This window comes from Methylobacterium nonmethylotrophicum, from assembly GCF_004745635.1.
GTDB lineage: Bacteria > Pseudomonadota > Alphaproteobacteria > Rhizobiales > Beijerinckiaceae > Methylobacterium > Methylobacterium nonmethylotrophicum.
Window position 1 is genome coordinate 1 of sequence record NZ_SRLB01000002.1, and the last position, 13321, is coordinate 13321.

Consider the following 13321-nt stretch of genomic DNA (forward strand, 5'->3'; position numbering starts at 1 on the left):
CGGCCTCGCTGATGGAGCGGATGGAGCGCGAGGGCATCGTCGGCCCCGCCAACCACGCCGGCAAGCGCGAGATCCTGATCGAGCCCGCCCCCCAGGCCGGAGGCGAGGAGGCGTGACCGGACGCTGCGTCAACGGCCCCGCCGTCGCATATTCGCCACAGGGGACGGCTCTATGGGGCCACCGGGCCTTCGCGGCGGCCCGGCCGGGTGCGGCGTTTCGGCGAAGACCCGCGATCCATCACATAGCCGGGCGGGCGCGGCGTCGGCGTGCCGGCGCGAGCCCGTCCCTTCCCGTCCGCCCACACGGAGAACCCTGCCGATGAACGGCCGTCCCCGCTCCGGCCCGCTCCGCGCGGCGTCCTTCGGTGCCGCGCTCTCGGTCGCTGCCCTCCTGAGCGCGGCGCCCGCGAAGGCGCAGGTATCGTCGTTCCTCGACGGCCTGTTCGGCCGCAAGGACCCGGTTCCCGAGGCGCCGCCCGAGGCCGCTCCGGCCCAGGCGCCGGCGGCCGGCCAGGCCGGGCCCTCCGCCGCCAGGGCGCCCCTGCCGCCGCGCCGGCCGGCCTCCCTCGGCGGCGGCAAGGCGCCGTCGCCCGAGCCCGTCGAGACCGCCGCCGTCCCGGCCGCCGAAGGGGGACGGCCGGCCCCGCAGGTCGCCGCCGTGACCACGCCCGCGGCGGTCGATCCCGCCAACCCGGCCGCGGTGATCGAGCGGGCCAATGCCTATTTCAACGGCGTCACGACGCTGACGGGCAACTTCGTCCAGATCGGCGCCGACGGGCGCAAGATCGGCGGCAAGCTCACCCTCGCCAAGCCGGGCCGCCTGCGCTTCGACTACGACCAGCCCTCTTCCCTCGAGGTGATCGCCGACGGCACCTCGGTGGCGGTGCGCGACCGCAAGCTCGCGACCCAGGACCTCTACTTCATCTCGCAGACGCCGCTGAAATTCCTGCTGCGCGAGAAGATCGACCTCGCCCGCGACCTTACGGTCACCGACGTCTCGGCCGAGCCCGGCGGCATCCGCATCACGCTCGACGACCGCTCGACGCTCGGCGGGACCTCGCGCATCGCGCTCTACTTCGACGATGCAATGAAGACCTTGAGCCAGTGGCGGATCACCGACCCGCAGGGCTACCAGACCACCGTGCTGCTCTCCAACCTCCAGCGCGGCCGCGCCGTCGACGGCATGCTGTTCGTCATCAATTACGGCCGGGCGGTCGACAAGGAGCTGGAGGCCAAGATGCAGCAGGCCCGTCCCTAACCGTCGAGTCCCCGACCTTGCGCCTCACCGTCAGCACCTGGAACATCAACTCGGTCCGCCTGCGCATCGACCTCGTGCGCCGCTTCCTCGACGAGGCGAAGCCCGACGTGCTCTGCCTCCAGGAGACCAAGTGCCCGGACGACCGCTTTCCCCTCAAGGAGCTGCAGGGATTCGGCTATCCCCACGTCGTCTTCGCCGGGCAGAAGGGCTATAACGGCGTCGCGATCCTCTCGCGCCTCCCGCTGGTCACCCGCGAGGTGATGAGCTTCTGCGAGCGCCAGGACGCGCGCCACATCTCGGCCCTGCTCGGGCCCGAGGCCGGGGCCGCCGCCGGCATCGCGATCCACGATTTATACGTCCCGGCCGGCGGCGACGTGCCGGATCCAAAGCTCAACGACAAGTTCGCCCACAAGCTCTCCTTCATGGACGAGCTGCGCGCCTGGGGCGGCCGGCGCCCCTCGGGTCCTGCGATCCTCGTCGGCGACCTCAACGTGGCGCCGCTCGAGCACGACGTCTGGTCGCACAAGCAGCTCCTCGACGTGGTCAGCCACACCCCGATCGAGACCGAGCGCCTCGAGACCCTGCGGGGCGAGGCCGGCTGGATCGACACGCTGCGCCACCTGCGCCCGCCGCCGGAGAAGATCTTCACCTGGTGGAGCTACCGCTCCCCCGACTGGGCGGCGGCCGACAAGGGCCGGCGCCTCGACCACATCTGGGTCACCCCGGACCTCGCCGGCACGGTGAAGTCGGTAACCGTGGCGCGGCACACGCGGGCCTGGGAGAAGCCGTCGGACCACGTGCCGGTGACGGTGGAGCTGGAGCTCTGAGCATCATTCGCCGAAGTGGTCACCGGTTCGGCGGTGAAAATGATGCAAAAACAAGAAACTAAGCAGAGTTGCGCCATGCAACTCTGCTTAGGGCGGCGGCAGAGATCAGGTTGAGCCACCCAGCGGAAGTGGCACGCTCCAACATCGTTCCGGACTCCGCTGCGCGGCCCTGGAACGACGCGGCTAATGTTTTGATGTCAGTCGATCCGACTTGCTCGCGCGACTGAGTTTTCACCCCGATCAGAGCATCGATCGCTCTTCAAACTCGGACAGTTTCATGCAGCAGGCGCAGGCGGCGGCCGAGGAACGGGGTATAACTCTGAACCAGACGCTCCTCGGCCCCATCACCGACGGCGTCGATCAGCAGCGGACGCGGCGCGAGAGCGCTGCGCGGGCTGATGTCGCTGCCGCCCTGGCGATCCTCGATCGCGCGCCGGATGTGCGGCCCGAGCCGGACGACGAGATCCGGTGAGCCGCGGTGCCGAGGCTGTGATGCCGATCCCGTTCCGGAACATCCGCGAGCGCTGACACGCCGACCCCGAATACCAGGCTGCCTACGAGGAGGTCTCACCGGCCATGGATCTGGCCTTCGCCATGGAGGCAGCACGGCAAGCCGCCAAGCTGACCCAGGCGGAAATCGCACGTCGCATCGGCACGTCGCAGGCGATGGTGGCCCGCTGGGAGACGGGCAAGGCGGCGCCGACCACGACATCCCTGCGCCGGTTCGCGGAGGCGACGGGAGCCCGCCTGCGCATCGAGTTCGCCTTCGAGCGGTGTTGAAGGCGAAGAGGGCGAACGCCACGCGTCGCCCCTCCCCCCGGCCGTCTTGACCGGTCCGCCATCTCGCTCTCGACCTCCCGCGTGACGAATCCCGCGTCCCTCAGCGTCATCCACGCACCACGAAGTTCACCAGCCGGCCGGGAACCGCCACGACCTTCACGACCGTCCTGCCGTCGAGGAGCGTCGCGACGGGCGCCTCGGCCCTGGCCGCCTCGGGCAACGCGTCCGCGTCGAGCCCGGCCGGCGCCCGGAAGCGGTGGCGGATCTTGCCGTTCACCTGCACGACGTAGTCCTGGCTCTCGGCCTGGGCGAGCGCGCGTGCGAAGGCCGGCCAGGGGGCGTGGGCCAGGCTGCCGGCGTGGCCGAGCGTGCACCACAATTCCTCGGCGATGTGAGGGGCGAAGGGGGCGAGCAGCAGGACGAAGCTTTCGACCACCTCGCGCGGGCGCACCGCCGCTCCCGTCAGCGCATTGGCCATCTCCATCAGCCGGGCGATGGCGGTGTTGAAGCGCAGGGCCTCGATGTCGTCGGTGACGGCGGCTGCGGTCGCGTGGCGCAGGCGCCTGAGATCGGCGGGAGCCTCCACCTCCCGGACGGCCGGATGCAGCGCGTCGTTCTCGTCGCAGACGATGCGCCAGGCGCGGTCCAGGAAGCGGCGCACGCCGGTCACGCCCATCGTCTGCCAGGGCTTCGCCGTCTCCAGCGGGCCCATGAACATCTCGTAGAGCCGCACCGCGTCCGCGCCGTGCTCCGTCACGACGTCGTCCGGGTTGACGACGTTGAAGCGCGACTTCGACATCTTCTCGACCTGCCGGCTCACCTCCTGCGGGCCCGCATAGAATCGGCCCTCCCGCTCGGTGATCTCGCCCGGCGCGTAGTACCGGCCCGCCGCGTCGCGATACGAGTGGGCCAGGACCATGCCCTGGTTGAACAGCCGTCGGAACGGCTCGTCCGTGGAGACGAGGCCGAGGTCGTACAGCACCTTGTGCCAGAACCGGGCGTAGAGCAGGTGCAGCACCGCGTGCTCGGCGCCGCCCACGTAGAGGTCGACCGGCATCCAGTAGCGTTCCGCCTCCGGGTCCACGAAGGCGTTCGCGTTGTGCGGGTCGAGGAAGCGCAGGAAATACCAGCACGACCCGGCCCATTGCGGCATGGTGTTGGTCTCGCGCAGCGCCGGCGCGCCCGTGCCCGGGACGGTGGTGCGCACCCAGCCTTGCGCGCGGGCGAGCGGCGGCTCGCCGCCCGTGCCGGGGGCGTAGTCGTCGAGCTCCGGCGGCAGGAGCGGCAGGCTGTCCTCCGGCAGCGGCATCACCGACCCGTCGGGCAGGTGCAGCACGGGGATCGGCTCGCCCCAGTAGCGCTGGCGCGAGAACAGCCAGTCGCGCAGGCGGTAGGTGACCTTCGGCGTGCCGGCGCCGCATTCCTGAAGCCAGGCCGTCATCATCCGCCTGGCCTCGGCCACCGTCAGCCCGTCGAGGAAGCCGGAATTCAGCAGCCGGCCGTCGCCCTCATAGGCTGCTTCCTCGCTGTCCGTCCCGCCCTCCACCACCCGAACGATCGGCAGGCCGAAGGCGCGGGCGAAATCGTGGTCGCGCGGGTCGTGGGCCGGCACCCCCATCACGGCACCGGTGCCATAGCCGCCCAGCACGTAATCGGCGACGAAGACCGGCAGCCGCGCGCCGTTGGCCGGGTTGATCGCGTGGGCGCCGGTGAACACGCCGGTCTTCGGGCGGCCCGCATCGGTCCGCGCGGCCTCGCCGAGCGACCCGGCCTGGGCCATGTAGGCCTCGACCGCCGCCCGCGCCTCCGGCGCGGCGATTGCCGGCAGCAGGGGATGCTCGGGCGCCAGCACGCAGCAGGTCACGCCGAACAGGGTCTCGGGGCGGGTGGTGAAGGCGACGAGGGTGCCGGGGCCGCCCTCCAGGGGGAAGGCGATTGCCACGCCCTCCTGGCGGCCGATCCAGTTGCGCTGCATCGCCTTGACCCCCTCGGGCCAGTCCAGCGCGTCGAGCCCGGCGAGCAGCCGGTCGGCGTAGTCGGTGATGCGCAGCATCCATTGCCGCATCGGGCGGCGGACGACCGGGTCGCCGGTCTCGACGTAGCGCCCGTCCTTCACCTCCTCGTCGGCCAGCACGGTGTTCTGAGCCGGGCACCAGTTGACCGGCACCTCCGCCTGGTAGGCCAGACCGCGCTCGTGGAGCTTGAGGAAGATCCACTGCGTCCAGCGCATGTAGCCGGGGTCGGTGGTCGCGATCTCCCGGTCCCAGTCGTAGGAGAAGCCGAGGCGGCGCACCTGGCCGCGGAACGTCGCGATGTTCCGCTGCGTGGTGACGGCGGGGTGGATGCCGGTGCGCATGGCGTAGCGCTCGGCGGGCAGGCCGAAGCTGTCCCAGCCCATCGGATGCAGCACGTTGAAGCCGCGCATCCGCTTGTACCGGGCCACGATGTCGGTCGCGGTGTAGCCCTCGGGATGCCCGACATGCAGGCCGGCCCCCGACGGATAGGGAAACATGTCGAGCGCGTAGAATTTCGGCCGGGCCGGGTCGATCTCCGCCCGGAAGGTCCGGTTCTCCGCCCAGTAGGCCTGCCACTTGGGTTCGATCGTTGATGGGTCGTAGGGCATTCGCACCCCCTCGCCCGCGGCCGCCCCGAGGGCGCGCGGGATCCGTGCCGGATGAACTGTGGTTCTGGAGCCGCTACGGCCGCCGGCGCTCCGTCCTCCGGCGGCCGCCGGGAAGTCGGGGCGCCGGACGGCGATGCGGGGGCGGGAATGCAGGCTGGGTCTGGCTCACCAGGGCGATGTCCGCAGCGGGGAACGACGGGCCCACCGCGACGCGCGGCGGCCATGCCGGCTCCGGTCAGGGAGCCAGGGTGGTAAGTCGCTCCGCAAGCCTGCGGGCTGTCGATGGTGCGGGCGTGAACGTCATCGGGCGCTGAGCGTGCCTCAAGTTGCCCGCTCTGCCAAGAACAGCCGTTGCTCGGACAAACATCTTCTGCCGGGCCTGGTCCAGCGCGGGGCGTGACGAAACCGCGCGCGGGCCGGCCGGCGGATCGGGAGTGGCAAGGTCCGAAGGATCGTGTATAGGCTGCGCCACCCTCGCCCTCGCACGGCGAGGTTTTTCGCCTTGGCAGACCGCGCTGGACGACATCCCGGCCCGGCCGAGCCTCGTGCGGGAGGTGGCCCCGTTGAGGGGTCGCGCATCTTTCGACCCGACACACCGGAAAGGACACGCGATGTCGATCACGGCGGAGCGCAAGACCGCGCTCATCAAGGAACACGCCCGCGGCGGGACCGACACCGGCTCGCCGGAGGTGCAGGTCGCGATCCTCACCGAGCGGATCCAGAACCTCACCGGGCACTTCAAGACCCACACCAAGGACAACCACTCGCGCCGCGGCCTGCTCAAGCTGGTGTCGCAGCGCCGGTCGCTCCTCGACTACCTGAAGCGCAAGGACGAGGCGCGCTACCGCGCCCTCATCGAGCGCCTCGGCATCCGCCGCTAAGGCGGACCTTCGCGGTTCGGGCACCGGCCCGGGCCGCGTTTTTGCGGGTGGGCCTTGAGGCTCCCCCGTCCCGGGTGGGCCGGAATGGGTCCGGCCGCCCCACTTCCGGGACCCGCGGGATACGCGGGCCGCGACCGCCAGGGCAGGATCGCCGGTGGCTTCTTGACAGAGCCCCTCGCCGTCTTGCGCTGGCGCCGCCCTCCCGGACCGCAGGAAGGCATGACGCACATGTTCGACGTTCAACGCGAAGAGCTGCTGTGGGGCGGGCGCAAGCTCGTGCTCGAGACCGGCAAGGTCGCCCGCCAGGCCGACGGCGCCGTGGTCGCCACCTACGGCGAGACCTCGGTGCTCGCCACCGTGGTGTCGATGAAGGAGCCGAAGCCCGGCATCGACTTCCTCCCCCTCACGGTGAACTACCAGGAGCGCACCTACGCCGCCGGCCGCATCCCGGGCGGCTACTTCAAGCGCGAGGGCCGTCCCTCCGAGAAGGAGACCCTGGTCTCCCGCCTGATCGACCGGCCGATCCGCCCCCTCTTCGTCGAGGGCTGGCGCAACGACACCCAGGTCGTCGTCACGGTGCTCTCGCACGACCTCGAGACCGATCCCGACGTGCTCGCCATGGTGGCGGCCTCCGCGGCGCTGACCCTCTCGGGCGTGCCGTTCATGGGCCCGATCGGGGCCGCCCGCGTCGGCTATGTCGGCGGCCAGTACAAGCTCAACCCGCCCATCCAGGAGATGGAGGGCTCGACCCTCGACCTCGTCGTCGCCGGCACCCAGGACGCCGTGCTGATGGTCGAGTCCGAGGCCAAGGAGCTGCCCGAGGACGTGATGCTCGGGGCCGTGATGTTCGGCCACAAGCACTTCCAGCCGGTGATCGAGGCGATCATCCGGCTCGCCGAGAAGGCCGCCAAGGAGCCGCGCGACTTCCAGCCGGCGGACAATTCGGCGGTCGAGCAGGCCGTGCTCGAGGTCGGCGAGGCCGAGCTGCGCGAGGCCTACAAGAAGACGATCAAGCAGGAGCGCTACGCCGCCGTCGACGCCGTGAAGGCGAAGGTGATGGCCGCGCTCGCCCCGGCCGAGGGCGAGGCCCGCTTCGAGGCCGAGAAGATCAAGGCCGCCTTCAAGGAGGCCCAGTCGAAGGTGGTCCGCTGGAACATCCTCGACACGGGTTCCCGCATCGACGGCCGCGACGTGAAGACCGTGCGCCCGATCCTCGCCGAGGTCGGCGTGCTGCCCCGCACCCACGGCTCGGCGCTGTTCACCCGCGGCGAGACCCAGGCGCTGGTGGTGGCGACCCTCGGCACCGGCGACGACGAGCAGTTCATCGACGCGCTCGAGGGCACCTACAAGGAGACGTTCCTCCTTCACTACAACTTCCCGCCCTATTCGGTGGGCGAGACCGGCCGCATGGGCTCGCCGGGCCGCCGCGAGATCGGCCACGGCAAGCTCGCCTGGCGCGCCGTGCACCCGATGCTGCCCCCGGCCCACGAATTCCCCTACACGATCCGCGTCGTGTCGGAGATCACCGAGTCGAACGGCTCGTCCTCGATGGCCTCGGTCTGCGGCGCCTCGCTGTCGCTGATGGATGCGGGCGTGCCCCTGCGCCGTCCGGTGGCGGGCATCGCCATGGGCCTCATCCTCGAGGGTGAGCGCTACGCGGTCCTGTCCGACATCCTCGGCGACGAGGACCACCTCGGCGACATGGACTTCAAGGTGGCCGGCACGGAGGAGGGCATCACCTCGCTCCAGATGGACATCAAGATCGCCGGCATCACCGAGGAGATCATGCGGGTCGCCCTCGACCAGGCGAAGGACGGCCGCGCCCACATCCTCGCCGAGATGGCGAAGGCCCTGACCGCCGCCCGTCCCGAGCTCGGCGAGCACGCGCCGCGCATCGAGACCATGCAGATCCCGACCGACAAGATCCGGGAAGTGATCGGCACCGGCGGCAAGGTGATCCGCGAGATCGTCGAGAAGACCGGCGCCAAGATCGACATCCAGGACACCGGCGTGGTCAAGATCGCCTCGTCCGACGGCAAGGCGATCAAGGCGGCCTACAACTGGATCCGCTCGATCGTGGCGGAGGCCGAGCCCGGCATGATCTACGAGGGCACGGTCGTGAAGACGATGGAGTTCGGCGCCTTCGTCAACTTCTTCGGCGCCAAGGACGGCCTCGTCCACATCTCCGAGCTCGCCGCCCAGCGCGTCGCCAAGGTCACCGACGTGGTGAAGGAAGGCGACAAGGTGAAGGTGAAGTTCCTCGGCCAGGACGAGCGCGGCAAGATCCGCCTCTCGATGAAGGTCGTCGATCAAGCGACCGGCGAGGACCTGACCGAGAAGCTGAAGGCCCAGCGCGACGCCGATCGCACCCGCGAGAAGCAGTCCCGCGCCGGCGAGTGATCGCCTGATGCCAGGGATCGTCTGATGCCCTGAGCGGAGGTCCGACGGATCTCCGCCGCGATGAGACGAAAAGCGCGGTCCTCCTCGGGCCGCGCTTTTTTCGTGCATCGCCCGGCATGGGCGCGTTCGCGAGGCTCCGGGAGGGATAGTCCCGGTGACGGATCGCGCGACGCGGTTCCGCCGAGGCGGCCGGGGCCTTCACTGAGGTCAGGCTGCCAGCACGCGGGGCCAGGGCGAGACGTGGGCGCCGTGGGCCGGCAGGCGCCGCCCCATCTCGCCCTCGAGCCAGAGGGTCGCGTCGCGCAGGAGTTCGAGCGAGACCCCGGTCGCGACGCGGTCCCGCTCCAGCATCGAGACGAGATCTTCCGTGGCGATGTTGCCGGTGGCGCCGGGGGCGAACGGGCAGCCGCCGAGGCCGCCCAGGCTCGCGTCGAGCACCGTGACGCCGGAGCGGAGCGCCGCGTCGGCATTGGCGTAGCCGGTGTTGCGGGTGTTGTGGAAATGCGCCCGCATCGGCAGGCCGGGCACGGCCTCGCTGAGCGCCGCGAAGCGCTCCTCGACCGCAAGCGGCGTCGCGACGCCGATCGTGTCGGCGAGGGAGATCTCGTCGGCACCGCTCTCGGCGAGCGCCCGGGCGATCTCGATCACCCGCGCGAGCGGCACCTCGCCCTCGAACGGGCAGCCGAAGGCGACCGCGATCGTGACCGAGCGGAAGAGGCCCTCGGCCTCGGCGCGCTTCGCGATCCCGGCCCAGGTCTCGACCAGCCCGCGGGCGGTCGTGCCCTGGTTGCGCGCCGCCATCGTGTCGGTGGCGACCGCCACGAAGCTGATCTCGCGCAGGCCCGCGGCGAGTGCCCGCTCGAAGCCGCGCCCGTTGAGCACGAGGCCCGAGACGCTGACCCCCGGCAGGTCGACGACGCGGGCGAGCACCGCCTCGGCATCGGCCATCTGCGGCACGCGCTTCGGGTTGACGAAGCTCGCGGCCTCGATCCGCCGCAGGCCCGCTCCGGCGAGCTTGGCGATCATCTCGACCTTGGCCTCGGTCGAGAGATGGCGGCTGTCGTTCTGCAACCCGTCGCGGGGGCCGACCTCGACGATGTCGATGGCGGTGGGGCGTCGTGCGGTCATGTCGGTCCTCCCACTTGCCACATGCCCCGTCCCGGGCCCGGGACAGGGTGGCGGCCTACGATAGCCTGTGCGCTCGCCCGGCAGGCGTTGATCTCCTGATCACGCCGCCTCGCGCGACGAGCCGCCGATCACCCGCGCCTCGACCAGCCGCGCGACCTCCGCCTCCCCGAGGCCGAGGAGCCCGCGAAACACCTCGGCGTTGTGCTGGCCGAGTTCCGGCCCGGCGGTGACCACCCGGCCCGGATTGGCCGAGAGGCGCGGCGCCACGTTCTGCATCTTGAGATTGCCGAAGAGCGGGTGGGCGACGTCGACGATGGTCTGGCGCGCCTTGAAATGGGCGTCCTCCAGCATCTCGGGCGCGCGATAGATGTCGCCGCGGGGCACGCCGGCCTCGTCGAGGATGCGGCCCAGCTCCTCGCGCGCGAAGGTGGCGGTCCAGGCGGCGATCAGATCGTCGAGCTCGGCCTGGCGCTTCCCGCGCTCGGTATGGGTGGCGTAGCGCGGATCGGTGGCGAGCTCCGGCCGGCCCATCGCCGCGGCGAGGCGGCGGAACACGCTGTCCTGGTTGGCGGCGATCAACATGTAGACGCCGCTCTTCGTCGGATAGACGTTCGAGGGCGCGATATTGGGCAGGATCGCCCCGGTGCGCTCGCGGATGTAGCCGGTCTTGTCGTACTCGGTGACGAGGTTCTCCATCACGGCGAGCACCGCCTCGTAGATCGCGCTGTCGACGACCTGGCCCCGCCCGGTGCGGGTGCGGGCGTGGAGCGCCATCAGCCCGCCGACGCAGGCGAAGGTGGCGGCCAGCGTATCGCCGATCGAGATGCCGGCGCGCGACGGCGGGTGCGAGGGGTCGCCCGCGACGTAGCGCATCCCGCCCATCGCCTCGCCGATCGCGCCGTAGCCGGCCTTCTGGGAATAGGGCCCGGTCTGGCCGTAGCCGGAGACGCGGATCATGATCAGCCTCGGGTTGACCTGAGAGAGCGCGTCGTAGCCGAGCCCCCACTTCTCCATCGTGCCGGGCCGGAAGTTCTCGATCAGGATGTCGGATCGCGCGACGAGTTGACGAATCAGGTCCTGGCCGGCCGGCTCGCGGGCGTTGATCTCGATCGACTTCTTGTTGCGGGCGATCACCGGCCACCACAGCGACTGGCCGTGCGGCTTCTCGCGGCCCCATTCTCGCATCGGGTCGCCGGCACCGGGCTGCTCGATCTTGATCACCTCGGCGCCGAAATCGGCCAGCAGCTGACCGCAGAACGGACCGGCGAGCAGCTGGCCCATCTCGAGGACGCGCAGGTCCGACAGGGCTGGCGCAGCGGCAGGTTCCGTGGTCTGGCTCATCGGGCGTCCCTCTTGTTCGTCAAAGCCTAATCGGGCAGATTTGTCTGGACAAGTGGCCGATTGCGAACGCGGAGGGAATCTTGTCCGGCAGGGTGGTGGGGGCGCAGGAGCGCCTCGCTGAGGCAGGCCCGCTCAACGAGCGGATCGCGCGGGTGCTCCAGGAGGAGATCCGGGCCGGCCTGCATCCGCTCGGCACGACCCTGCCGACCGAGACGGCCCTGTGCGCCCGCTTCGAGGCGAGCCGCTTCACGGTGCGCGAGGCCCTGCGCAAGCTCGTCGAGAAGGGTCTCGTGGAGCGGCGCCAGGGTGCCGGTTCGACGGTGATCGCGACCTCCGCCCATCCCGGCTACGCGCAGGTCTTCGACGACCTCGCCGACATGTTCGAGTACGCCCGCGACACACATTTCGAGGTCGCGTCCCTCGGGATGATCCAGATCGATCCGGAGGTCGCGGGCTTCGTGCAGGCCCCGGCCGGCTCGTCCTGGCTCAGGGCGGAGGGCGTGCGCTGGACGGCGGAGCGCGACGCGATGATCTGCTTCGTCAGCGTCTACGTGCACGCCCGGTTCGCGAGCCTGCTCACCGACCTGCGCGAGGTCGGCGGCGCCGTCTACGGCCTCGTCGAGGCGCGCTCGGGCGAGTTGATCGCCGAGGCGCTGCAGGAGATCTCGGCCCGGCCGATGCCGCCCCCGGTCGCGCGCGCCCTCAAGCGCCCCCGCGGCGCACCCGCCATGCGCTTCGTGCGGCGCTACTACGACATCAGCGGCGGCATCATGCTGGCCTCGGTGAACTGGCATCCGGGCGAGGAATGCCGGTACACGACGCGGATCCGGCGGGGGGATTGGCGGGCGTAAGCCAGCTCTCGGTCGGCCGATGCCGCCCGCATGCAGACATATCGCGGAGATGCACCCCCCATCCCATCCGCGCCCTCATCCTGAGGTGACCGGCGATCGCAGATCGCCCAGCACCTCAGGATGAGGTTGCGGGTGGGACGATGGGGAGGGATCGGCCGCTGCGGCGGCCGGCCCCGAGGCCCTAACATCCCGCCAAAACGCCATTGACAGACCCGTTACAGGGAGTAGCCTGTCCGGACAACTGCACCAAGCAGGGCATCGGGCGCCTTCAGCGCCGATGCGGGCCTCACGACGATGGGGCGGCGGGCCGCGGCCCGGTCAGGGAGGAACGGATGGGTCAGGCCCGAAGCTTGCGCGCGCTCCTCGCGCGCCCGGATATGATCGTCGCTCCCGGCGCCTATGACGGGATCACCGCCAAGTTCATCGAGCAGGCGGGCTTTCCGGCGGTCTACATGACCGGCGCCGGCACCGCGGCGGCCCTCGGCTACCCGGATTTCGGGATCGTGACGATGAGCGAGATGGCGGCCAATGCCGGCACTCTCGCCCGCGCCGTCGAGATCCCGGTGATCGCCGACGCCGATACCGGCTACGGCAACGAGCTCAACGTCACCCGCACGGTGCAGGACTACGAGATGCGCGGGGTCGCCGGCCTGCACATCGAGGACCAGGTCAGCCCGAAGCGCTGCGGCCATCTCGACGGCAAGGAGATCGTGCCGCGCGACGAGTTCGTGGCCAAGATCCGCGCCGCCGTGGCGGCCCGCCGCGACCCGGACTTCCTGATCATCGCCCGCACCGATTCCCGCGCCGTCGCCGGGTTCGACGAGGCGGTGGCGCGGGCCAACCTCGCGCTGGCCGCCGGCGCCGACATGGCCTTCGTCGAGGCGACGGAGACCCTCGACGAGATGCAGGCGGTGCCACGCCTCGTGAAGGGACCGTGCCTCCTCAACGTGGTGCGCGGCGGCAAGACGCCGGACATCGACATGCCGGGGGCGCAGGAGATGGGCTACCGGCTCGCGATCCTGCCGAGCCTCCTGTTTGGAGCCGCCATGGAGGCCTTCGACGCGGCGCTCGCCACGCTCAAGGAGACGAATGCGCCGCCCAGCTCCGCCGGCGCGCCGGCGATCCGCGAGCGCTTCCGCCGCCTCGGCGCCGACCGATGGGAAGGCCTGCGGACACAGTTCCGCGACACGCAGGACGAACCGCCCGCCCACGCCGCGGCGGCCGAGTAGGCGC

The 13321-nt window shown here is 70.8% G+C and carries 12 protein-coding genes; 9 read left to right on the forward strand and 3 right to left on the reverse strand.

The annotated features are described in order from the left end of the window. The 5 genes from EU555_RS37665 to EU555_RS02790 form a co-directional block, all read left to right on the forward strand. Window positions 1–116 (forward strand): DNA translocase FtsK (locus tag EU555_RS37665; RefSeq protein WP_425375084.1); only part of this gene is annotated, 116 nt, incomplete at its 5' end. A 202-nt stretch (window positions 117–318) separates the two neighbouring features. After that, complete coding sequence (locus EU555_RS02775; RefSeq protein ID WP_135412937.1) at window positions 319–1257, forward strand: outer-membrane lipoprotein carrier protein LolA; 939 nt, start codon at window positions 319–321, stop codon at window positions 1255–1257. A 17-nt stretch (window positions 1258–1274) separates the two neighbouring features. Beyond that, the gene (locus EU555_RS02780) at window positions 1275–2084 is read left to right on the forward strand and encodes an exodeoxyribonuclease III (RefSeq protein WP_135412938.1); all 810 of its coding nucleotides are present in this window, start codon (window positions 1275–1277) and stop codon (window positions 2082–2084) included. 277 nt (window positions 2085–2361) lie between these two features. Next, window positions 2362–2556, forward strand: coding sequence for a toxin-antitoxin system HicB family antitoxin (locus EU555_RS02785; RefSeq protein ID WP_135412939.1), 195 nt, complete (start codon window positions 2362–2364; stop codon window positions 2554–2556). 104 nt (window positions 2557–2660) lie between these two features. Beyond that, complete coding sequence (locus EU555_RS02790) at window positions 2661–2864, forward strand: helix-turn-helix domain-containing protein (RefSeq protein WP_135412940.1); 204 nt, start codon at window positions 2661–2663, stop codon at window positions 2862–2864. Window positions 2865–2970: 106 nt separating this feature from the next. Here EU555_RS02790 and leuS read toward each other — a convergent pair whose 3' ends face one another. Then, window positions 2971–5487, reverse strand: coding sequence for a leucine--tRNA ligase (gene leuS, locus EU555_RS02795; RefSeq protein WP_135412941.1), 2517 nt, complete (start codon window positions 5485–5487; stop codon window positions 2971–2973). A 611-nt stretch (window positions 5488–6098) separates the two neighbouring features. On the opposite strand from leuS, the gene rpsO reads away from it, so the two are divergent. Together rpsO and pnp are read left to right on the forward strand one after the other, a co-directional pair. After that, complete coding sequence (gene rpsO / locus EU555_RS02800; protein WP_048427462.1) at window positions 6099–6368, forward strand: 30S ribosomal protein S15; 270 nt, start codon at window positions 6099–6101, stop codon at window positions 6366–6368. A gap of 228 nt (window positions 6369–6596) precedes the next feature. Then, the gene (gene pnp, locus EU555_RS02805) at window positions 6597–8768 is read left to right on the forward strand and encodes a polyribonucleotide nucleotidyltransferase (RefSeq protein ID WP_135412942.1); all 2172 of its coding nucleotides are present in this window, start codon (window positions 6597–6599) and stop codon (window positions 8766–8768) included. A gap of 207 nt (window positions 8769–8975) precedes the next feature. Here the strand turns inward: pnp and EU555_RS02810 are convergent, their stop codons facing one another. After that, complete coding sequence (locus tag EU555_RS02810; protein WP_135412943.1) at window positions 8976–9896, reverse strand: hydroxymethylglutaryl-CoA lyase; 921 nt, start codon at window positions 9894–9896, stop codon at window positions 8976–8978. A gap of 99 nt (window positions 9897–9995) precedes the next feature. Further along, the gene (locus EU555_RS02815; protein ID WP_135412944.1) at window positions 9996–11237 is read right to left on the reverse strand and encodes a CaiB/BaiF CoA transferase family protein; all 1242 of its coding nucleotides are present in this window, start codon (window positions 11235–11237) and stop codon (window positions 9996–9998) included. A gap of 80 nt (window positions 11238–11317) precedes the next feature. Between EU555_RS02815 and EU555_RS02820 the strand changes: the two genes are divergently transcribed. Together EU555_RS02820 and EU555_RS02825 are read left to right on the forward strand one after the other, a co-directional pair. Then, window positions 11318–12088 carry a GntR family transcriptional regulator gene (locus EU555_RS02820; protein ID WP_135412945.1) on the forward strand — a complete coding sequence of 257 codons (771 nt, stop codon included), beginning with the start codon at window positions 11318–11320 and terminating at the stop codon, window positions 12086–12088. 332 nt (window positions 12089–12420) lie between these two features. Further along, a complete protein-coding gene (locus tag EU555_RS02825) occupies window positions 12421–13317 on the forward strand; it encodes an isocitrate lyase/PEP mutase family protein (protein ID WP_135412946.1) in 897 nt (298 codons plus the stop codon). Window positions 13318–13321 lie beyond the last annotated feature (4 nt).

Excerpts from the sequence above, each read along its gene's own strand:
- EU555_RS02790 (WP_135412940.1), top strand. The coding sequence starts at position 2,661 with ATGGATCTGGCCTTCGCCATGGAGGCAGCACGGCAAGCCGCCAAGCTG.
- EU555_RS02775 (WP_135412937.1), top strand. The coding sequence starts at position 319 with ATGAACGGCCGTCCCCGCTCCGGCCCGCTCCGCGCGGCGTCCTTCGGT.
- pnp (WP_135412942.1), top strand. The coding sequence starts at position 6,597 with ATGTTCGACGTTCAACGCGAAGAGCTGCTGTGGGGCGGGCGCAAGCTC.
- EU555_RS02810 (WP_135412943.1), bottom strand. The coding sequence starts at position 9,896 with ATGACCGCACGACGCCCCACCGCCATCGACATCGTCGAGGTCGGCCCC.
- EU555_RS02825 (WP_135412946.1), top strand. The coding sequence starts at position 12,421 with ATGGGTCAGGCCCGAAGCTTGCGCGCGCTCCTCGCGCGCCCGGATATG.
- EU555_RS02815 (WP_135412944.1), bottom strand. The coding sequence starts at position 11,237 with ATGAGCCAGACCACGGAACCTGCCGCTGCGCCAGCCCTGTCGGACCTG.
- rpsO (WP_048427462.1), top strand. The coding sequence starts at position 6,099 with ATGTCGATCACGGCGGAGCGCAAGACCGCGCTCATCAAGGAACACGCC.
- leuS (WP_135412941.1), bottom strand. The coding sequence starts at position 5,487 with ATGCCCTACGACCCATCAACGATCGAACCCAAGTGGCAGGCCTACTGG.
- EU555_RS02785 (WP_135412939.1), top strand. The coding sequence starts at position 2,362 with ATGCAGCAGGCGCAGGCGGCGGCCGAGGAACGGGGTATAACTCTGAAC.